Origin of the sequence: Prevotella koreensis, assembly GCF_003977605.1 — a bacterium.
In the GTDB taxonomy this organism is placed as follows: domain Bacteria; phylum Bacteroidota; class Bacteroidia; order Bacteroidales; family Bacteroidaceae; genus Prevotella; species Prevotella koreensis.
Window position 1 is genome coordinate 583327 of record NZ_RYYU01000001.1, and the last position, 20656, is coordinate 603982.

Annotated in this window: 16 protein-coding genes; 12 read left to right on the forward strand and 4 right to left on the reverse strand. The window is 41.5% G+C overall.

The genetic code is table 11. The annotated features are described in order from the left end of the window. The first annotated feature begins 17 nt into the window (after positions 1-17). Genes EHV08_RS02485 through galE form a run of 5 tightly spaced genes read left to right on the forward strand, consistent with a single transcriptional unit; the run spans position 18 to position 4059 of the window. Complete coding sequence (locus EHV08_RS02485; RefSeq protein ID WP_126677841.1) at positions 18-1052, forward strand: RnfABCDGE type electron transport complex subunit D; 1035 nt, start codon at positions 18-20, stop codon at positions 1050-1052. A gap of 21 nt (positions 1053-1073) precedes the next feature. Beyond that, entirely contained in the window at positions 1074-1745 is a 672-nt protein-coding gene (locus tag EHV08_RS02490; RefSeq protein ID WP_126677842.1) for an RnfABCDGE type electron transport complex subunit G, read from the forward strand. After that, positions 1742-2332, forward strand: a complete 591-nt coding sequence (rsxE, locus tag EHV08_RS02495) for an electron transport complex subunit RsxE (protein ID WP_126677843.1) — start codon at positions 1742-1744, stop codon at positions 2330-2332. The genes EHV08_RS02490 and rsxE overlap by 4 nt, the downstream gene beginning before the upstream one ends. Positions 2333-2355: 23 nt before the next feature. Continuing rightward, on the forward strand, positions 2356-2958 hold the full coding sequence (gene rsxA / locus EHV08_RS02500; RefSeq protein ID WP_126677844.1) for an electron transport complex subunit RsxA: 603 nt from the start codon (positions 2356-2358) through the stop codon (positions 2956-2958). Between the two features lie 60 nt (positions 2959-3018). Further along, the gene (gene galE, locus EHV08_RS02505; RefSeq protein WP_126677845.1) at positions 3019-4059 is read left to right on the forward strand and encodes a UDP-glucose 4-epimerase GalE; all 1041 of its coding nucleotides are present in this window, start codon (positions 3019-3021) and stop codon (positions 4057-4059) included. A 161-nt stretch (positions 4060-4220) separates the two neighbouring features. On the opposite strand, the gene uvrA is transcribed toward galE, so the two are convergent. Both uvrA and EHV08_RS02515 read right to left on the reverse strand, forming a co-directional pair. Further along, positions 4221-7088 carry an excinuclease ABC subunit UvrA gene (uvrA, locus tag EHV08_RS02510; protein WP_126677846.1) on the reverse strand — a complete coding sequence of 956 codons (2868 nt, stop codon included), beginning with the start codon at positions 7086-7088 and terminating at the stop codon, positions 4221-4223. An 8-nt stretch (positions 7089-7096) separates the two neighbouring features. Further along, the gene (locus EHV08_RS02515; RefSeq protein WP_126677847.1) at positions 7097-7816 is read right to left on the reverse strand and encodes a gliding motility-associated C-terminal domain-containing protein; all 720 of its coding nucleotides are present in this window, start codon (positions 7814-7816) and stop codon (positions 7097-7099) included. 109 nt (positions 7817-7925) lie between these two features. Between EHV08_RS02515 and EHV08_RS02520 the strand changes: the two genes are divergently transcribed. From EHV08_RS02520 to EHV08_RS02540, 5 genes are all read left to right on the forward strand, one after another. After that, positions 7926-9281 carry a LysM peptidoglycan-binding domain-containing protein gene (locus EHV08_RS02520; protein WP_126677848.1) on the forward strand — a complete coding sequence of 452 codons (1356 nt, stop codon included), beginning with the start codon at positions 7926-7928 and terminating at the stop codon, positions 9279-9281. Positions 9282-9287: 6 nt separating this feature from the next. Beyond that, the gene (locus EHV08_RS02525; RefSeq protein ID WP_126677849.1) at positions 9288-10040 is read left to right on the forward strand and encodes a porin family protein; all 753 of its coding nucleotides are present in this window, start codon (positions 9288-9290) and stop codon (positions 10038-10040) included. A 26-nt stretch (positions 10041-10066) separates the two neighbouring features. Further along, positions 10067-11584: a peptide MFS transporter gene (locus EHV08_RS02530; RefSeq protein ID WP_126677850.1), complete on the forward strand. Its 1518-nt coding sequence runs from the start codon at positions 10067-10069 to the stop codon at positions 11582-11584. 362 nt (positions 11585-11946) lie between these two features. Next, a complete protein-coding gene (locus EHV08_RS02535) occupies positions 11947-12429 on the forward strand; it encodes a hypothetical protein (protein ID WP_126677851.1) in 483 nt (160 codons plus the stop codon). A 207-nt stretch (positions 12430-12636) separates the two neighbouring features. Then, positions 12637-14568: a leucine-rich repeat domain-containing protein gene (locus EHV08_RS02540; protein ID WP_126677852.1), complete on the forward strand. Its 1932-nt coding sequence runs from the start codon at positions 12637-12639 to the stop codon at positions 14566-14568. Between the two features lie 117 nt (positions 14569-14685). Here EHV08_RS02540 and radA read toward each other — a convergent pair whose 3' ends face one another. Continuing rightward, a complete protein-coding gene (gene radA, locus EHV08_RS02545; protein ID WP_126677853.1) occupies positions 14686-16122 on the reverse strand; it encodes a DNA repair protein RadA in 1437 nt (478 codons plus the stop codon). 148 nt (positions 16123-16270) lie between these two features. On the opposite strand from radA, the gene EHV08_RS02550 reads away from it, so the two are divergent. Both EHV08_RS02550 and EHV08_RS02555 read left to right on the forward strand, forming a co-directional pair. Further along, complete coding sequence (locus EHV08_RS02550) at positions 16271-17182, forward strand: ABC transporter substrate-binding protein (RefSeq protein WP_126677854.1); 912 nt, start codon at positions 16271-16273, stop codon at positions 17180-17182. Between the two features lie 26 nt (positions 17183-17208). Next, the gene (locus EHV08_RS02555; RefSeq protein WP_126677855.1) at positions 17209-19404 is read left to right on the forward strand and encodes a tetratricopeptide repeat protein; all 2196 of its coding nucleotides are present in this window, start codon (positions 17209-17211) and stop codon (positions 19402-19404) included. Here the strand turns inward: EHV08_RS02555 and EHV08_RS02560 are convergent. Next, positions 19388-20656, reverse strand: a complete 1269-nt coding sequence (locus tag EHV08_RS02560) for a phospholipase D-like domain-containing protein (protein ID WP_126677856.1) — start codon at positions 20654-20656, stop codon at positions 19388-19390. The two genes, EHV08_RS02555 and EHV08_RS02560, sit on opposite strands and share 17 nt — an antisense overlap.

Below are 20656 nucleotides of genomic sequence, written 5' to 3' on the forward strand. Positions count from 1 at the left end.
CAGAAAAAATAACCAAGATGGGTAAATTAATAGTATCGCTATCTCCACATGCACATGGTACCGACAGTGTAGAGAAGAATATGTATGGCGTTCTCATTGCGCTGATACCGGCACTTATCGCCAGTCTTTACTTCTTTGGTGTCGGAGCCGGAGTTGTTCTCTCTGCGAGTGTTGTGGCATGTGTATTTTTTGAATGGGCGATTGCGAAGTTCATATTGAAGTGTGAACGCACTACAATAACAGATGGCTCAGCCATTCTTACGGGATTATTACTTGGTTTCAATCTTCCCTCAAATCTTCCGGTGTGGATTATCATAATAGGAGCATTGGTCGCAATAGGGATTGGGAAGATGACTTTTGGCGGACTTGGTAATAATCCGTTTAATCCGGCGCTCGTAGGACGTTGTTTTCTCCTTGTAAGTTTTCCTGCACAGATGACATCATGGCCTGTTGCCGGACAATTAGAGAGTTATCTTGACGCTACTACCGGAGCCACACCACTTTCGATAATGAAGTATGCCATAAAGAGCGGAGATGCAGAAGTGTTACGACAACTTCCTGATTCTTTCTCCTTACTCTTGGGTAATCACTCCTCGCAACTTGCCGATGGAACTATGATGGGTTCGGGTACTGCAGGCGAAATATGTGCTCTCGCATTGCTGATAGGTCTGGTTTATATGCTTTGGAAGAAAATCATAACATGGCATATACCGGTAAGTATCATTGCAACAGTCTTCGTTTCAAGTGGTTTGTTGCATCTTGCAAATCCCGTATATGCAAACCCTGTGGATGTGATACTCGCCGGCGGTCTTATGCTTGGTGCAATATTCATGGCTACCGATTATGTTACGTCGCCTATGACCGGAAAGGGACAAATCATTTACGGAATTGCAATAGGTTTCCTTACGGTCGTTATACGCAACTGGGGCTCATATCCCGAAGGAATGTCTTTCGCAATATTGATAATGAATGGCTTTACGCCACTGATAAACACATATATCAAGCCAAAGCGTTTCGGTGAGATTCCGTCTAATACCGAAAATACGAAATAGTATGTATAGAAAGAAGAGATTATGAAAAAACTAAAGTCATCTATAACAAATATGGTGCTTGTGCTCACGGGGATTGCCGTTATTACAGGTTCAATCCTTGCGTTTGTCAATCATATTACAGAAGAACCGATTAAATTGCAAAAAGATAAGACGCTTGCCGAAGGAATAAAGACGGTTATGGGCGGTGGTGAACTCAGTGTTGCAAAGACCGACACCGTGAAACAGACCGATGCCAAAGGTAAGGAACTTACATATATAATATATCAGGCACAGGATTCAAATAAGAAAGACCTTGGTGCAGCCGTTGAGAGTACCGTTGGTGGTTTCGGAGGCGATTTGAAGATACTTGTGGGCTTTGATCTTGATGGCAAGATACTCGGTTATACAATACTTGAACATGCAGAGACCCCCGGTCTTGGTGCGAAGGCAGACAAGTGGTTTCAGAAAGACGGCAAGGGATGTATTGTAGGAAAGAGTCCGGAGTCTGATGTGCTTCTTGTAACTAACGATACCCGCAAGACCGACAATAAGCAAGGCGAAGTTGATGCAATCACGGCATCTACAATTACCAGCCGTGCTTTCCTACTTGCGGTGAATAATGCTTATGAGGCTTATAAAGCGACCACTGTTGATACAAATCCGGAGGCTCCTAAAGAATGTAAAGCAGACCATAAAAAAGAATCCAAGAAATGAAACATCTGAATATAATAATCAACGGCATAGTAAAGGAAAATCCAACCTTTGTGCTTATGCTTGGCATGTGTCCGACACTTGCAACGACGACAAGTGCCATAAACGGATTGTCAATGGGACTTGCAACGATGTTCGTACTGATTTGTTCAAACCTTGTCATTTCGTTAATAAAGAACCTAACCCCGGACATGGTACGAATACCGGTGTTCATAGTTGTCATTGCATCTTTTGTGACAATACTTCAGATGGTGATGCAAGCATACGTGCCCGGCATATATTCCACGCTCGGGCTGTTCATCCCATTGATTGTTGTTAACTGTATCATACTCGGTAGAGCAGAGGCTTTTGCCGCAAAGAATGGTCCTGTTGAGAGTCTCATGGATGGTGTGGGTATCGGTCTTGGTTTCACGCTCGGACTGACATTGCTCGGCATTTGTCGCGAGATACTCGGTACCGGCAGCGTGTTCGGCTATACATTGCTACCGGAAACCTACAACATGCTGATGTTCGTGCTTCCTCCGGGGGCATTTATAACTCTCGGATACCTTGTTGCAATAATTAACAAACTAACTGCAAAGCAAAAGTAGAACCATTTAAAAAAGAATATAACATGGAATTTCTATTGATATTCATATCCGCGATATTTGTCAATAACATAATATTGTCGCAGTTTCTCGGCATCTGTCCGTTCCTCGGAGTGTCGCAGAAAGTGACCACTTCGTTGGGCATGGGCGTTGCCGTGGCTTTCGTAATGACACTTGCAACCATTGTTACCTATCTTGTCCAGCACTTCATTCTTGTACCGCTCGAACTGCAATATCTGCAAACGATAGCGTTCATACTTGTGATAGCATCATTGGTTCAGATGGTAGAGATTATTCTTAAAAAACTGTCGCCACCACTCTATCAGGCACTCGGAATATTCCTTCCGCTCATCACAACCAACTGTGCAGTGCTCGGTGTGGCAATACTTGTGATACAGAAAGACTTTTCCTTGCTTCAAAGCATTATATACGCTTTCTCCACGGCCATTGGTTTTGCCCTTGCGCTGACCGTATTTGCCGGAATACGCGAACAACTTTCACTTGTTAACATTCCAAAGGGAATGCGCGGAGTTAGCATAGTGCTTGTCACTGCAGGGCTGCTGTCGCTTGCTTTCATGGGATTCTCTGGTGTTGACGGAGGTCTCAGAGCCCTTTTCGGTATAGATTGATTCCGTGCAGAGGCATGGCAGGTTATTTCAGAAGAAAGATATAAACAAACAATAATAAAAATGAAACAGTCTATTCTTGTGACCGGAGGTACTGGCTTCATCGGAAGCCACACCACGGTAGAACTTATTGAGGCCGGCTATAAAGTGGTTATTGTCGATAATCTCTCAAATTCAAATGAGGATGTTATTGACGGCATAGAGAAAATTACAGGTATGCGACCGGCATTCGAGAAAGTGGATTGTTGCGACCTTGCTGCTCTTGAACAGGTGTTCTGTAAACACCCTGATATCAAGGGCGTAATACACTTTGCTGCATCAAAGGCAGTAGGGGAGAGTGTTGAAAAGCCACTCATGTATTATCGCAACAACATCAATTCGCTTGTCAACCTGCTTGAACTGATGCCTAAACATGGCGTTTCCGGCATAATCTTCTCTTCTTCATGCACGGTTTATGGACAGCCGTCAAAGGAAAATCTGCCTGTTACGGAGGAAGCACCGATACAGAAAGCCCTTTCGCCATACGGTAATACAAAGCAGATAAACGAAGATATCATACATGATTTCATACATAGCGGTGCTGATATAAAGGCTATTATTCTGAGATATTTCAACCCCATTGGTTCTCATCCGTCAGCAATTATAGGCGAACTTCCTAACGGTGTGCCTATGAATCTGATACCGTTTGTAACTCAGACTGCAATGGGAATACGTGAGCAACTGAAGATTTTCGGCAACGACTATGATACTCCTGACGGTACTTGTATTCGTGACTATATCTATGTTGTCGATCTTGCCAAGGCTCATGTGAAGGCAATGGAGCGAGTATTAGACAACAAAGACTCCGAACCATTGGAAGTGTTCAATATCGGTACAGGTCGAGGACTCAGTACGCTTGAAGTGGTAAACGGCTTCGAGAAAGCAACAGGAGTAAAACTGAATTGGACATACGCCCCGCGCCGTGAGGGGGATATTGAGAAGGTTTGGGGTAATGTTGACAAGGCAAACAATGTTCTTGGTTGGAAAGCAGAAGCCAACATAGATGATGTTTTGCGTTCGGCATGGCACTGGCAGAAGAAACTTCGTGAAGACGGGGTTCAATGATTGCTACTCAGAGGAAATCCTTTTATAAAGTGAAATGGGCGAATTTGGAAAGCAAAATGGGCGAGATTACTTTCCAATTTCGCCCATTTTGCTTTCCAATTTCGCCCATTTTGTATTCATGAAAGATATTTCAAGTGAAATGTAATATGACAAACAGAGGATTATTTGTTATTCCTTTCGAGTTCTTCTTTTATGAATTTTGCCGTATATCCCTTACCGCTTTTTGCTAAAAACTCCGGTGTTCCTGATACCACAAGTTCTCCACCGCGTCGTCCTCCTTCCGGTCCCATGTCAATAACGTGGTCGGCAAGTTTTATTACATCAAGGTTGTGCTCAATTATAATAACTGTGTTGCCACGGTTAACGAGTTTCTGTAGAACATCCATCAAAACCCTTATGTCTTCGAAATGAAGTCCGGTTGTTGGCTCATCCAAGATGTATAATGTCTTTCCTGTGTCTTTTTTACTCAGTTCTGTGGCAAGTTTCACACGTTGGCTCTCACCTCCGCTGAGTGTTGTCGATGGCTGTCCGAGTTTTATATAACCGAGTCCTACGTCCTGAATTGTTTTTATCTTCCTCAATATATCCGGTACATTCTCGAAAAATTCCACTGCTTGGTTTATTGTCATATCGAGAACGTCGGCAATGGATTTTCCCTTATATCTCACTTCAAGTGTCTCGCGGTTGTATCGTTTGCCGTGACACACCTCGCATGGAACCATTACGTCGGGTAGAAAGTTCATTTCAATATTCTTATAACCATTGCCTCCGCAGGTCTCGCATCTGCCACCCTTTACGTTGAATGAAAATCTTCCCGGCTTATACCCGCGTATCTTTGCTTCCGGAAGATTAACGAACAAAGAACGTATATCACTGAAAACTCCTGTATATGTGGCAGGGTTACTGCGTGGTGTGCGACCCAATGGAGTCTGGTCAACGCTCACAACCTTATCTAAATTCTCAACTCCTTCAATATTATCATATTCCATCGGATTTTTCAACGAACGATAAAACTTTTGGCTAAGGATAGGTTGCAGTGTCTCGTTGATGAGAGTTGATTTTCCTGACCCCGAAACTCCGGATACAACAATCAAGGTGCCGAGAGGAAATTCCACGGTCACATTCTTTAGGTTATTTCCTTTTGCACCAGATATTTTCAGCGTTTTCCCAGTTCCTTTCCGTCTTTCTTCCGGTAGTTCTATGCGCATCATACCTTCGAGATATTTTGCTGTGAGCGTATTTCTTTCCTTCAACATTTCCGCCGGAGTTCCTTGGAAAACCACTTCTCCTCCCTTTCTTCCTGCCTTGGGACCGATGTCTATTATATAGTCTGCGGCAAGCATCATGTCGCGGTCGTGCTCTACTACCACCATCGTGTTGCCTATATCGCGCAATTCTTTTAGCGAACTTATCAGTTTCTCGTTGTCACGTTGGTGCAGTCCGATACTCGGTTCATCGAGAATATAAAGTACATTCACAAGTTGTGAGCCAATTTGTGTGGCCAGTCTTATGCGCTGACTCTCTCCACCGGACAACGAAGCCGAGCGGCGGTCGAGAGAAAGATAGTCAAGTCCCACTTCCAACATGAAACCCAATCGGGTCTGTATTTCCTTTATTATCTCTTCTGCAATTTTCTTTTGGGTGTTGTCAAGGTGCAACTTTGTTTGTTTCAGCCAGTCGCTGAGTTCGCCAATATCCATCTTGGCGAGTTCGCTGATGTTCTTGTCCCAAATCTTATAAGACAGACTTTCTCTGTTCAGTCTCATTCCTCTACATTCCGGACATTCGCATGTTGCGAGGAATTGGTCAGCCCACTTCTGCCCACTTGTACTCTCATCGTTTTCCATAACATTGCGAAGATATTTTATCACGCCGTTATATTCCACGAAATAGTCGCTTGTGGTGTGTACGAGTTCTTTTTCAATGCGTACATTTTCAATAGAGCCATACAGCACTTCGTCCATCGCTTCAGTAGGAATATCCTTTACAGGTGTTTTCAATCCACATTCATGTTTTTTCAGAATGGCATCAATCTGCCAGAAAATCATCTGTGACTTGTATTTCCCAAGCGGAATGATAGCACCTTGATATATCGACATACTTGTGTCAGGTATTACCTTGGTAATGTCTATTTGGTTTATAACCCCAAGACCTTTACAAGCCTGACATGCCCCTTCGGGAGAGTTGAATGAGAACTTGTTGGGTGCAGGGTCTCCATAACTGATTCCTGAAGTTGGACACATCAGGCGGCGACTGAAATATTTAGCCTCTCCGGAATCCTTGTCCAATATCATTATCAAGCCATCGCCCTGCTTCATGGCTGTGGCTACACTTTTCTTTAACCTTCCATCACTAATAATCTGTCCGTCAGCATTTTTCGTTTGTTCTTTGACCGCCATTTTGTCAATCACAACTTCTATGTTATGATTCTTATAACGGTCAACCTTCATTCCTCGTTCCACTTCGCTTATTTCACCATCTACTCTGACATACAGATAGCCCTTTTTCCTTAGATTTTCGAACAATTCCCTATAATGTCCTTTACGGTTTCTCACAAGTGGCGCAAGAATTAAGATGCGTTTGCCCGAATAGTCGTTGTTTATCATTTCAAGGACTTTCTCTTCGGTATATCTCACCATCTTCTCGCCGGTCATGTAACTATATGCCGTTCCTGCGCGAGCATACAGAAGTCGCAAGAAGTCATACACCTCGGTAGTGGTGCCCACCGTTGAGCGCGGGTTCTTGTTGGTTGTCTTTTGCTCAATGCTTATAACCGGACTGAGTCCTGTAATCTTATCTACATCAGGGCGTTCCATACCTCCAAGAAAGTTTCGTGCGTATGCCGAGAACGTCTCTATATAGCGTCTCTGACCTTCTGCAAAAAGTGTGTCGAAGGCAAGCGAGGATTTTCCCGAACCACTAAGTCCGGTAATTACAGTGAGGCTGTCGCGTGGAATTTCCACGTTGATATTTTTAAGATTATGTACGCGTGCACCCCATACATTTATCTTTTCTGCTTCGTTATTCATTTATGTAGTTAGTTTTCAAGCGTGCCGGTATTCTCTGTGTATCCTCTTAATAAATTCACATCACGGCGTATTGTGTATTTCCTGCCGTCAGAACCGACAGCCTTTACGAGTACGAAATACACACCTTGTTTTACGTCCTTGCCTTTGAAAGTGCCGTCCCAACCACCTTCGGGGTTATCCCATTCGTACAGTTTCTGTCCCCAACGATTGAAAATGCTTGCATGAAACTCCACAAGACTCTTGTACGTCTTTACTTTGTAAATATCGTTATAACCGTCTCCGTTAGGGGAGAAAGCATTTGGCATATCGAGCGAACTCTCGCTTATGGTTACTTTTATGGCACCGGCATCTTTCCAGTATTCCTCTGTATATTCTATTTTTTCGTCTCCTTTCGTGAATGTGACGTAACATACTATGGAATGTGCTCCCGCTTCGGTGAATGTGAATTCGGTATCTTCTTCATATCTTATGAGATATGGAGTAGTTTCGTTTTCGCGAGTAAAACGCCATTCGTAATGTGCCGTATAATCGCCTTGGTTTTGCGGATTTGCCTTGAATCGTGCCGTGAGTGGGGCATCGCCGGAGTAGTTGTTGCTTTCTTCTTCAACACCTTCTTTGTTTATGAATTTTGCTACGGGCTGTATTGTCGGTATTTCATTTTGTGAAAAAACGACACTGTTTGCACATAATATAAGGCCTAAAAAGGCTATTAAACGGTATTTTTTCATTTTCTTTTCTTTTAATAGATGCAAAATTACAAAAAAAACAGCGGTTAAGTCAACTTTATTGTTTATTTTTGCAGAAAATTTATGGAAGTAAATAAGAATTAAACTAATTATGATACATTTTTTCCGATACTCATTAGTATTAGCTTTATTGCTTGTATGTTCAGTCTCTAATGCTCAGGTTACGAAATGGAGAGATATGCACAAAGTGGCCAAGGGAGAAACTATATATGGCATATCGCGCGAGTACGGCATCACCGAAGAGCAACTCAGAACTGCCAATCCAGAGATGAATAAACCCGGATATAAGTTGAAAAAAGGTGAATTTATCTTCATTCCATACGCCAACGAAGCAGATGCAATAGCAGCGGCTGACAAGGTTGTTACTCGTAGCGGAGAGAAATCGGATGTAAAAAAGCGTGCCATAAGAATGGGAGTGATGCTTCCGTTGCATAATGTCGATGGTGACGGTCGTCGTATGGTGGAGTATTATCGTGGTCTGCTTTTAGCTTGCGACCAGATGAAGCGTGAAGGAATATCTGTTGATGTGTATGCCTGGAATGTGGATATTAATGCAGATATACGCATGACACTGCTTGACAAGGGAGCAGACAAGTGTGACATAATTTTCGGTCCGTTATACACAAAGCAGGTCAAGCCGCTTGCAGATTTTGCAAGCAAATACGGAATAAAGGTAGTAATACCATTCTCCATAGAGAGTGATGCTGTGAAAAATAATCCCAATGTGTTCCAGATATATCAGAACCCTACATTCTTCAATCAGGAAGTGGTGTCACAATTCGTCAAGCGTTTTGAGTCTTCACATCCGGTATTCATAGATTGTAACGACCCTTCGAGCACAAAAGGAAACTTTACCACCCAACTACGCAAGGAACTTGAGGCGAGAAACATTGCTTACAGCATAACAAACATAAACTCGGAGTGGAAAAATTTTGCACGCTCATTCTTGCCTAACAAGCAGAATGTGATAATACTCAATTCGGAAAAGTCGCCATGCCTTAACCGTGTCATACTGCGTCTTGACTCGTTGAGAGCGGCTAACCCGCAACTGAAACTTACTTTCTTCGGTCATACCGAATGGCTTATGTATGCAAAATATAATATGGGAAAGTATTGCACGTACGACACATACATACCTGCTTATTTCTATTATAATGCCATGTCTCAGGCTATCGGTAATTTCGAAAGGTCATACAAACAATGGTTCCGTGCGGACATGCAGGATTATCTTCCACGATTTGCAATCACCGGCTATGACCATGGCGTGTTCTTCCTTAGAGGACTTCATCAGTATGGCGTAAAGTTTAATGGCTCAACGGCAGACAAAACAGCTTTGCAGACGCGTCTTCACTTCCAAAAGGTGGGTAAGACCGGAGGTTATCAGAATACCAGTTTCTTGTTTGTTCATTATAACAAAGACAATTCAATCTCAACAATTAATTTCTGATTTCGGATGATACGGAGGTTAAGGTTTTATTCTTTCACTTGTTTTCTTGCAATGGCTGTAACGGCTTCAGCACAGGTTGGTGAGTATCGTAACGACTTGACCATCGGTGTCAACGCAGGTTACGTGTTCAGTAACGTGTCTTTCCAACCGAAAGTTAGTCAGGTAATGCACGGTGGCATTACAGGAGGCGTAACACTAAAGTATGTTTGCGAGAAATATTTCAAAGCCTTATGCGCAGTTCAGGCAGAGATAAACTATGCCAGCATTGGCTGGAAGGAGGATATTCTTAACGTCCAAAACCAACCGGTAATCAACGCCGTAACCGGACTGCCGGAAGAGTATCAGCGCACGATGAACTATATTCAAGTGCCGGTTTTTGCTCATCTTGCTTGGGGAAAGGAACAGAATGGATTGCAGTTCTTCTTTCAGGCAGGCCCACAGTTTGGCTTGTTCTTAAACGAGAAGACCATATCTAATTATGAACCAGCCTCTCGTAATATTTCTGATAGAGCAAATTCCATCTTTGAGCAAGAACAATTAAGCGTAGAGAATAAATTTGATTATGGCATTGCAGCAGGAGTAGGTCTTGAATATAACTTACCAAAAATGGGGCATTTACTTTTGGAAGGAAGATATTATTATGGTTTAGGAAATGTATTTGGAAATACTAAACGCGACTATTTCGGTCGTTCAAACCATAATACCATATATATAAAAATGACTTACTTATTTGATATAACACATACAAAAGGCAACTAATTATTAACAATTAAATATAAATTTTTATGTTTGAAGGACAACCGAAAGGTCTTTATGCATTGGCTTTGGCCAATACCGGTGAACGATTTGGGTATTACACCATGATCGCAGTGTTTGCTCTTTTCCTAAGAGCTAATTTTGGACTTGATCCGGGTACTGCCGGATTGATCTATAGTAGTTTTCTTGGCTTAGTTTATTTCCTGCCCTTTGTTGGCGGTATAATGGCCGATAAGTTTGGATTTGGTAAAATGGTGACCATTGGCATTGCCATAATGTTCCTTGGTTATTTATTCCTGTCAATTCCATTGGGAAAAGGAACGATAGCATTTGTTAGCATGCTTGCGGCTCTTTTGTTTATTAGTTTTGGTACAGGACTATTCAAAGGAAACCTTCAAGTGATGGTGGGAAATCTTTATGACACGCCGGAACTTGCTTCTAAGCGTGACTCTGCTTTCTCTATTTTCTATATGGCTATTAATATTGGTGCTCTTTTTGCTCCTACAGCCGCAGTTGAGATTAAGAGATATGCAGAAGAATCTTTGGGTTTCTCAGGCGACGCTGCTTATCACTTCTCATTTGCGGTGGCATGCTTGTCTTTGATTATATCAATGATTATTTACTTCACATTCCGTTCTACTTTTAAACACGTTGAAGGCGGGGCGCGTGTAAAGACACAGAATGATGCGGCAGAAGAACTTTCACCTGCCGATACCAAGGCACGCATTGTTGCTCTTTGTTTGGTATTTGCTGTTGTTATTTTCTTCTGGATGGCTTTCCATCAGAATGGTTTGAGTTTGACTTATTTTGCCGATGAGTTTACTCAGCGTAGTTCTTCAGGTTTGCAAAGCATGGCATTTGATGTTATTAACTTGTTTATGGTTATTATCATAGTCTATGCTCTCTTTGCTCTATTCCAAGGAAAGAGCAGTAATGCTAAAATTATAGCAGGACTTGTTGTGCTTGCTGCGGCTGGTGTCTTGGTTGTAAAATATTTAAATCTTGAAGGAGGAGTAACCGTTAGTGCTCCTATCTTCCAACAATTCAACCCCTTCTATGTGGTGGCTTTAACTCCAATTAGTATGGCTATTTTTGCTAGTTTGGCTCGTAAAGGCAAAGAACCTTCAGCACCTCGCAAGATTGCTTATGGTATGTTAGTTGCTGCAGCAGGTTTCTGCGTTATGCTCATTGGATCAATGGGACTGCTTACACCCAACGAACAGAAAGTTGCAGTAGAAGAAGGTGCTGGTATATTTGTTTCTCCTAACTGGTTGATAGGTACGTATCTCGTGCTTACATTTGGTGAACTTTTGTTGAGTCCTATGGGAATTTCATTTGTATCTAAGGTGGCACCACCTAAATATAAAGGTATGATGATGGGTGGATGGTTTGTTGCTACCGCCATTGGTAACTTGCTTGTAATGGTTGGAGGTTATCTCTGGGGACCACTTCCTCTTTGGATTGTTTGGCTCGTGTTCATCACTCTTTGCCTCTTGTCAGCACTCTTCATGTTTACAATGATGAAGCGTCTTGAAAAGGTGGCATAACAGATTTTATTCAATAAGAGAATGGGGGTGTGTCAAAAAATAGGCACATCCTCTTTTTGTTTACTTATCTCCTAATTGAACATTAGAACATTTACTGATTATGTTTGATTGTTATGCTGATTATAGAAGACGTAGCGAACTATGTCGAGAGAGATGATATACAAGATGATTACAGTCGGATGAAAGTTTTCGGTAAGCGATTGAACAATATGTAAGCATAAGTGCCATAATAACCGGTTTTGGTTAAAACTCAATATTACTTGTTCTTTGTTAATTCGATTTAAATATTATTTTGCTATGCACTAAAAAAACTATCTTTGCACAAAAATATAACACCTGCTTATAATAAATACAGTAAGTATATGCAAAGGTTATTTGTGTTGTTTATGATGCTCTCTTTTGTGCTTGTTTCAAAGGCGCAGCGACATATTGTTGTAGTAGATTTTGATACGCATATTCCGATTGAAGGTATCAGTGTGAAGGTTGATACGTGTCGTGCAGTGATGACCGACCATAATGGAAAGGCAGACATCTCGGAGTTGTTTGAAACTGTTAGTTTCAGTCATTTGAAATATCTTTCTGAAAAAATCAAATACGAGGAACTTACGGACACGATGTTCCTCGTTTCGAGAAATATGATGCTACCGGAAGTCGTGGTTACGGGAGTCAATCCGGACTTGATGAAAGCAATGAAAAAGAATCATGAGCGAATGATGCTTGAACCGACAAGTACAAGTATCTTTACTTTCGACTTTGCAAACATTATTGACCGTCGGGCAAGACGTGACCGTAAACATTACAGGAAAGCCAAGAAAATAATAAGAGAATGGGACTTGAAAATGTAGTATGCGCATAGTAGGTTAAGGCTTAACAATACTCAAAATGATTTATAAAGAATTAAAAGCCTCAAAGTTAGTTTGTGCAACATGAAAAATTATTTATATTTGCAAACTTATTTTGAGAAAAGGCTGAAATCAGGTAGATGGGTTCAACCTGAGAGATGCTCCAAATGTATTTACAGAACCCACTTTAAATTAACAACTAACAATATTATGTTGAAGAAACTTTTAACTTTTGTGGTCTTGGTCTTGTCGTTCACGGCAGTACATGCACAGAGTAGTGGTAGAATCTTTCAGCCGGGAAGTGACGGCCCGTATTTTGAATACGCGATAGAACAGGGAAAACCAAAGGAATATTATGATGCAGGCGGTCCGGACAAAGGGATGCGCGGAAATCTTGTTTACACGCTTCTGCGTCTGAAACCACTTAATTCTGACTCGCACATCACCATCGTTTTCGAAGAAATGGATATTGATGAGCATGACGAACTGAGAATTTACGACGGTCTGATAGAACTGAATAACGAGGCTAATGAGGATGGAGAATACGAATATGGTTGGCCAAAGAATCTCGTACCAAATACTACAATCAAGGGTAACCCGACTGCATTGCCTGTTGTTGTGAAGTCTGCATCTGCCGATGGAGCAGTATCGGTTGCTTTCTATTGTTTCTCTAACAAGCCAGGTTGGAAAGGTATGATTTATTGTGTGAAGAACGGTGACCCTGAACCCGAAAATAATCCGGAAGCAACTCCGAACTTCACGTTCAGAGTAGATCCAAACCTTGTTTTGGAAGAAGATGAAGATGGAGAAAAAGAAGAATTGTTCGTAAATCTCGAACTTAAAGGCATTAAAGAAAATCAGGTAATTCAGATTGAAGACGGTTACGGAAAGACGGATTATACTGTCAGTGCTAATGTGTCCGGAAATGTAAAGTTAGGAGTAGATCCTGGAGATTTCATAAAGATTTATGGAGATCTTTCGATGCTGAATGCTTCATCTAACAAGTTTACCAAGGCAGAGATTGGCAAGAATGATAAACTTGAAGTTTTGAATCTCAGTCAGAATAAAATAACGGATGTTGACCTGACAAAACTTCCGGCACTCCGTGAACTATGGTTGACAGACAACAAGATTACTTCAATCGACATCAGTAATCTTCCGAAACTGGAAGAGTTCTATGGCAGTTATAATAATGTGGGAGAACTTCGTACTACGATGAATCCAAACCTCAGTGTGCTTTCTTGTGTAGAAATGGGACTTACCGAACTAAATCTGAACAATAACTCAAAGTTGGAAATTCTTACGGCCAGCAATAATGCGTTTGATGCATTGCCCGACTTCACCAAGACTCCTTCCGTGAAATCGCTTGACCTTGAAAATACCGGTATATCAAATATAGACTTGAGCATGCTTCCAAAACTTAAAAAACTTGACCTCTCTAACAATAAACTCTCAACAATCGACCTTACGCACAATCCACTTATTATGACTATTGATATGGATCATAACAAGTTTGATGCTTGTTCTATCAATGATGTTATGTTTTTGCTTCCGGAGAGAGAGGAAAGTGATGGTGCTATATTGAGAATGGCTCATAACGATGGTTCGGCTACTTGTGATAATACAATTCTCGACGGAATGAATTGGAAAGTTAACTTTACCGGAAATGGAACAGGATGTGAAACTGCACGTTTGCGTTTCGTGTCAAATGATAATGGAACAATTACAACTATGGTTGAAGGTGTTATTGTGCCGGAATTGACTCCTATAACAAAGGGTAAAGAAGTCAAGGTTACTGCTTCGCCAATGAATGGATATGAATTGGAAAAAGTACTTTTAGATGGTGTGGAAGTGCCAAATAACAAGTTCAATATAAGCAAATATGGTGTATTGGCTGCCGTCTTCACGTTGGCAAGCAGTATTGGTGAGGTTGATGCCTCTGCTGTTAATGTCGTAATGGAAGGAGGAAATGTTATTATTACTGGCCTTGTAGCATCGGATAGTTTCCGTATTTTCGACCTTTCCGGTAAACTTCTATACAGTGGAAAGACTGATGCGAATGGCTCTGCAACGGTTGCTTTGCCGGCAAATAAAGCAATCTTGTTGAGTCAGGGAAATGTTGCAATAAAGGTTATGAGATAGAATAACAACATATTTATTTGCAAAATAAAAAGCGGATTTGTTTGATTAACTCAGCAAATCCGCTTGCTTTTTCAATATGAAGGTCTGTTTATAAGGTATAAGGTAAGTCTTATAACATTACCCGAATAACAGTCTTAATGATTCTTCTACTTTTCTTACCGGATGCAGACGTATATTAAAACTGCGATGACTCATTCCCTGCATGTTGTTTTTGGATATTATCATGTCAGTGAAACCAAGTTTCTCTGCTTCTGCAACACGTTGTTCAATACGGCTAACCGGTCGGACTTCTCCGCTAAGTCCTACTTCACCAGCCATGCACCATCCGCTTTCTATCGGCGTATCAACATTAGATGAAAGTACGGCGGCAATCACCGATAAATCCATTGCGAGATCGGTTACCCGCAGTCCTCCGGCAATATTCAGGAACACGTCTTTCTGTATAAGTTTGAATCCTACACGTTTTTCAAGAACAGCAAGTAGCATATTCAGTCGTCGTTGGTCGAATCCTGTAGCCGAACGCTGCGGTGTTCCGTATGCAGCAGTAGAAACAAGAGCCTGTGTCTCAACGAGGAAAGGTCGTACTCCTTCTATTGCAGAACTTATTGCTATACCGGAAAGTCCTTCATGGTCTTGGGTAAGGAGTAATTCCGATGGATTATTAACCTGTCGTAGTCCGTTTTGTCCCATCTCGTATATGCCGAGTTCGGAAGTGCTTCCGAAGCGGTTTTTTATGGAACGTAAGATTCTATACATGTAATGCTGGTCGCCCTCAAACTGTATCACGGTATCTACTATGTGTTCAAGTATTTTCGGTCCGGCCAAAGAGCCCTCCTTGTTTATATGACCTATTAATATGACCGGCACTCCACTTGATTTTGCGAAACGTAACAATGCCGCGGCACATTCCCTTACTTGGGTTATGCTGCCCGGTGATGAATCCACATCTTCGGTGGATATAGTTTGTATAGAGTCTATAATGACAACATCGGGCAGTGTCTCCTTGATGTTGTTGAAAATGCTTTCAAGAGAAGTTTCTGTAAGTATCAGCAGATTTGAATTGTCTTTTATATCAGGTAGTTCACATTTATTACTTGATTTTTTATTCTCAAAATTCATCAATCTCTCTGCCCTCATTTTGAGTTGCTGTGCACTCTCCTCACCACTTACATAGAGAATACGCCTGTCCGTAAGGTTAAGAATGGTCTGTAATGTAAGCGTACTCTTTCCGATTCCTGGTTCGCCACCGAGCAATACGATGCTTCCTCGTACCAATCCTCCGCCAAGTACGCGGTTTAGTTCGTCATCGCGCATGTCGATTCTTGGGACATCGTTAGATGAAATCTCGTTCAATCTTAGTGGTTTATTCTTCTCGTTATGATGTGCTTTTATCAGATTTGATGCTGTAGAACGTGCAGCCATCTGTCCGGTATCATTGCTGATTCTTATTTCCTTAAATGTGTTCCATTGTCCACATGAAGGGCATTTCCCTATCCATTTTGCTGACTCTTGTCCGCAATTTGAACAAACGTATGCAATCTTATCTTTAGCCATATAGATTCATTTTAGCAACAAAATTACAAATATTTTTTCTTGTTACAAAATAATTGGTTACTTTTGCAGCATTGAAAGGAGGTATATAATTATAATGAGCGAAGGGTGACTCTGTATATAGGGGTAGCCCTTTTTTGAATTAAACGAGATGAAGAAATTATTTTTTATATTGTTATCCACGATAATAATAATCGGTTGTGGACAGACTTATGAAGAGGCGAAGGTTCGGACGGCACACGAAAGAGCCATGCTTAAAAGGCAAGATTCTTTGGCATTGAAGATAGGAGTGCTACCTACGATAGATTGTCTGCCGATGTACATTGTGAAAGAGCGTGGATGGATAGATACTGCACGTGCTGATGTGAGAATGAAAGAAATCGAATCTCACATTGCTGCAGATGACGCTTTAAAGAAAGGTAAGATAGAGGGTATGGCAACAGATATAGTGAGAGTTGAGAGACTGAAACGTCAAGGAGTGGCAATAGAATATTTTGCAACCACACCTTTGTCATGGCAGTTTATTACAAACAAAAAGGCTCGATTGAAGACTTTGAATCAACTCACCGATAAGATGGTGGCCGTGAGCAGATTCTCGGCAACTTCAATGTTGGCAGATTATGTTGTTGACAGCGTAAAACTGAAATCAGAGAATGTGTTCCGAGTTCAGATTAACAACCCACAGATAAGGCTGTCAATGTTGATTAACAATGAGATGGATGCTGTGTTGCTTCCCGAACCTCAGGCCACAGTGGCACGTCTTGCCGGCCATCATGTGCTTATGGATTCAAATAACCATGACATTAAAATGGGGGTAATTGTTTTCTCACAGAAAGCAGTGGACAATTCAGAACGAAGAGTGCAGATAAATGAGTTCTTAAAGGCCTACAATCAGGCCTGCGACTCAATCAACCGATATGGTATTGCAAATTATGCCGAGGTAATAAAGAAATACATGGATGTTGATGATAAGACCATTAAAGCCTTGCATAATATAAAATATGAGCATGCCGGACTGCCTCGTGCCGTGGACATTGAAAGAGCAAACAAGTGGCTTAGATAACTATTAACAGAAAAAGGGTTGTGACAATGGAACAAAATATATTGAGACGTTCACTTACGGAAATAGCAAACGGACACGTATTTCATGCAATCGGAATGATGAAAGAATATGCCGACAACTATGGAGTAGGGCAGTGGCGTGATGAACTGGAGAGAATATCGTGCGACTACGAACTGATGCTCGACTATATGGGACGAGGTGTTATCGACCCGGAACGCGAGAAAGTTCATAGTCGTATAAGCAAACGTCTTGAACGTTGCATAAGAAATATTATGCTTTCAGACAAGATAAAATTGTCTTCTTTCTATATAGAAGCATATAACAAAGCAGGTGGTGTAACTTTAGAAACCGAACAGTTAAGAAGTGTACTCGAAAACTTTGTCAGTGAACAGGCAATGACAGGATTGCTCGGAGCGGATGATGAGAAGACAAAGAGTCGTGAGATATATGAAAATCATATCGGACAAATGTCGCGCTTCTTCCATACTATTATTGTTTCGACACAATGGACAGACGGCATGGGTAAGCATATTGCCGAAATTCTCTCATCGCCGACAATCGACTCGTTCGATGCACAACTGTTGGTAAGTTCGATTTCGATTGCTGTTATGAATCATTATGACGAACAGAAAACATTGGCTCTTGCCAATATCTATCGTCTATCAACCGACGAAAACATAAAACAAAGAGCATTGGTCGGATGGGCTTTTGCCACGGCCATGGAAGGTAGAACAACCGAAGATGTCATTTCTCTATGCAATGATAATGAGGTGGCAAATGAGTTGGCAGACATGCAGAAACAAGTTATGTTCTGCCTTAATGCCGATGAGGATAATCAGGTGATACAGCAGGATATAATTCCCGAACTGATGAGAAATCAGAACTTGAACATAACAAGATTCGGAATCACCGAAAAAGAAGATGACCCGATGGAGGATATTCTTAATCCGTCTGCCGCAGACGAGCGTATGGAGAAACTTGAAAGCAGCATGCACCGTATGGAGCAGATGCAGAAAGAAGGGTCTGACATATATTTCGGTGGCTTCTCCCAGATGAAGCGTTTTCCTTTTTTCAATGATATGGCAAATTGGTTTTGGCCGTTCTTCATTGAACATCCTGCCGTTCAGGAAGCATTAGACAAGATTGGTAAGGCTGATTTCCTTAGTGATATGCTCGCATCCGGACCTTTCTGCGAGAGCGACAAATATTCTTTCTTGCTCACAATGAAGACCGTTTTCGAACGTTTGCCTGATAATGTGCGCGAGATGTTGCAGGGAGGCTATGATCTTGGGAGCATTGTTAATGACAGCGACCGTAACTCTGCTGCGTATATTCGTCGTATGTATCTTCAAGACCTTTACCGTTTCTTCCGCCTTAATATGCACAAGTCTGATATGAAAAGTCCGTTTGCCGATGCCAATGTCTATCTTTTTGTGGCAAACAAAGCATTTGTAGGAACGGAAATAGACAACAGACTTGCAGAACTTTTATTTTTTATGCACAAGCGGAAGATGAAGAATGCTTTTATGGTTCTTGCAAAGAGGTTTATGGATTTGGAACAGAATCGACTTTCTACAGATTTCATTCATTTATCCGCCATTTACTATTCGGAATATGCCAACGATGCTTCAAAGGCAATGAGTATATTAAAGGAGGCATGGGACAATAATAAACTTGATGATGACTTGATGTCTTTGAAGATATTGGGCAGACTTTCATTATTGGAAAAAAATTTTGAGTTGGCAGTCGCTTGCTATCTTCGTCTTTATGATTTGTATCCCGACAACCGAATATATGCACAGAACTACTGTGTGGCTCTGATGAAACAGGAACGCTATTACGATGCTCTTAATATTCTGTATCGTCTTGATTATGAACATCATTCAGCCAATACATCACGTGCTATGGCATGGGCTTTAATGGGAGAGGGTAAACTTGAACAGGCACAGGCATTGTATGATAAACTTTTACTTGACGAATCTACTGCACCGGAAGATTTTCTCAATGCTGCCTATTGTCATTGGATACAAGGAGAAACCAATACAGCAGTTAACCTCTTTGTAGATTACAAGGAAGCACTTGGAAACAGGGAGTTGTCTGCCGATTGGCTTACAGCAGAAATGGAGAATGATTCCCGCATGTTGGCACGTCACGGAATAAAGCCTGTGGATATGATGCTTATGTCAGATCTTGTGGAGAAGAAAGTTAGAGGAACGGACTAAGCAGGCCGGCAATCCAACCATAGAATTTTTGCCACGGCGTTCTCCATTTATCCCAAGACTCTTTGGTGAGTCTAAATGAATGGCATTTGTCACGTTCGAACATATTGTCAAGTTCCTTTGTTGTGCAAGAGTCAACAATCACTGCATTATCTTCATAATCAAAACATAGGCTGCGTGCATCAAGATTGGCACTTCCCACCGTACAAACCTGCCCGTCAACAGTCATTATCTTTGAGTGATGGAATCCGTTAAGGTATATCCATACATGCGCCCCTTTCTTCATCAGTTTGTACATGTTGTGGAAACTACGATCTGAAGTTAATGGAATGTCGCTGTTGGCAGCAATCATGAGTTCTACTTTCACTCCTCTTCCTATTGCCTTACGTAATGCTTTCTTAATGCTTGGTATAAGCGTGAAGTAAGGGTTGATGATTCTGATGCTGTCTTTGGCATTATTTATCGCGCTTAGGTAGAACTGTCTTATAATCTTTGGCGAACGTCGTGGTTCACGATTGATTATACCAATCATCTTTTTCCCTGCCGTGATAGAGGTGTCAGGTTTAAGTTCGGTGAAATATTGGGGAGTCTTCTGATTTTCTCCACGATAATATTTCGTCCCGTAAAGTTGTTCGCCGGTAACCTTTTTCCACATCCTTACGAATATCTCTTGCAGTTCGTTCACTGCACTTCCTTCTATACGGCAGTGGATGTCGTGCCATTCACCGACAATGTTAGTACCTTTTATATAATAGTCGGCAACGTTCATTCCTCCTGTATATCCGATATTTCCGTCTATTACGACAATCTTGCGGTGGTCTCGTCCGAATAAGTCATCAAGCCAAGGAAATTCCACGGGATTGAACTCGTATAGTTGTATTCCTTGCTCACGACGCAACTTTATATGTTTCTTTTTCAGTGGTTTATTGTTAGACTTGTTTCCGAAACCATCGAACAAAGCCCTAACCTCCACACCTTCCTTTGCTTTTTCTGCAAGTATTTCGAAAAGCAGGTCAGCGATGGAGTCGTTCCTGAAGTTGAAGTATTCCAAATGTACCGAACTCTTAGCATTTCGGATTGCCTGAAACATATCATCGAACTTCTCTTGTCCCGACATTAGAAGCACAGCCGAATTGTCATTGCTGAACGAAACGCCTTTATCGCGCAGTTCTCTTACTATCAAGGAGTCGGTTCTTTGTGCGTTGCAAATCATGCAATGCAAGCAGAGAACAATCAGTGGTAATAGTCTTGACAT

Excerpts from the sequence above, each read along its gene's own strand:
- EHV08_RS02485 (WP_126677841.1), top strand. The coding sequence starts at position 18 with ATGGGTAAATTAATAGTATCGCTATCTCCACATGCACATGGTACCGAC.
- EHV08_RS02490 (WP_126677842.1), top strand. The coding sequence starts at position 1,074 with ATGAAAAAACTAAAGTCATCTATAACAAATATGGTGCTTGTGCTCACG.
- rsxE (WP_126677843.1), top strand. The coding sequence starts at position 1,742 with ATGAAACATCTGAATATAATAATCAACGGCATAGTAAAGGAAAATCCA.
- rsxA (WP_126677844.1), top strand. The coding sequence starts at position 2,356 with ATGGAATTTCTATTGATATTCATATCCGCGATATTTGTCAATAACATA.
- galE (WP_126677845.1), top strand. The coding sequence starts at position 3,019 with ATGAAACAGTCTATTCTTGTGACCGGAGGTACTGGCTTCATCGGAAGC.
- uvrA (WP_126677846.1), bottom strand. The coding sequence starts at position 7,088 with ATGAATAACGAAGCAGAAAAGATAAATGTATGGGGTGCACGCGTACAT.
- EHV08_RS02515 (WP_126677847.1), bottom strand. The coding sequence starts at position 7,816 with ATGAAAAAATACCGTTTAATAGCCTTTTTAGGCCTTATATTATGTGCA.
- EHV08_RS02520 (WP_126677848.1), top strand. The coding sequence starts at position 7,926 with ATGATACATTTTTTCCGATACTCATTAGTATTAGCTTTATTGCTTGTA.
- EHV08_RS02525 (WP_126677849.1), top strand. The coding sequence starts at position 9,288 with ATGATACGGAGGTTAAGGTTTTATTCTTTCACTTGTTTTCTTGCAATG.
- EHV08_RS02530 (WP_126677850.1), top strand. The coding sequence starts at position 10,067 with ATGTTTGAAGGACAACCGAAAGGTCTTTATGCATTGGCTTTGGCCAAT.
- EHV08_RS02535 (WP_126677851.1), top strand. The coding sequence starts at position 11,947 with ATGCAAAGGTTATTTGTGTTGTTTATGATGCTCTCTTTTGTGCTTGTT.
- EHV08_RS02540 (WP_126677852.1), top strand. The coding sequence starts at position 12,637 with ATGTTGAAGAAACTTTTAACTTTTGTGGTCTTGGTCTTGTCGTTCACG.
- radA (WP_126677853.1), bottom strand. The coding sequence starts at position 16,122 with ATGGCTAAAGATAAGATTGCATACGTTTGTTCAAATTGCGGACAAGAG.
- EHV08_RS02550 (WP_126677854.1), top strand. The coding sequence starts at position 16,271 with ATGAAGAAATTATTTTTTATATTGTTATCCACGATAATAATAATCGGT.
- EHV08_RS02555 (WP_126677855.1), top strand. The coding sequence starts at position 17,209 with ATGGAACAAAATATATTGAGACGTTCACTTACGGAAATAGCAAACGGA.
- EHV08_RS02560 (WP_126677856.1), bottom strand. The coding sequence starts at position 20,656 with ATGTCAAGACTATTACCACTGATTGTTCTCTGCTTGCATTGCATGATT.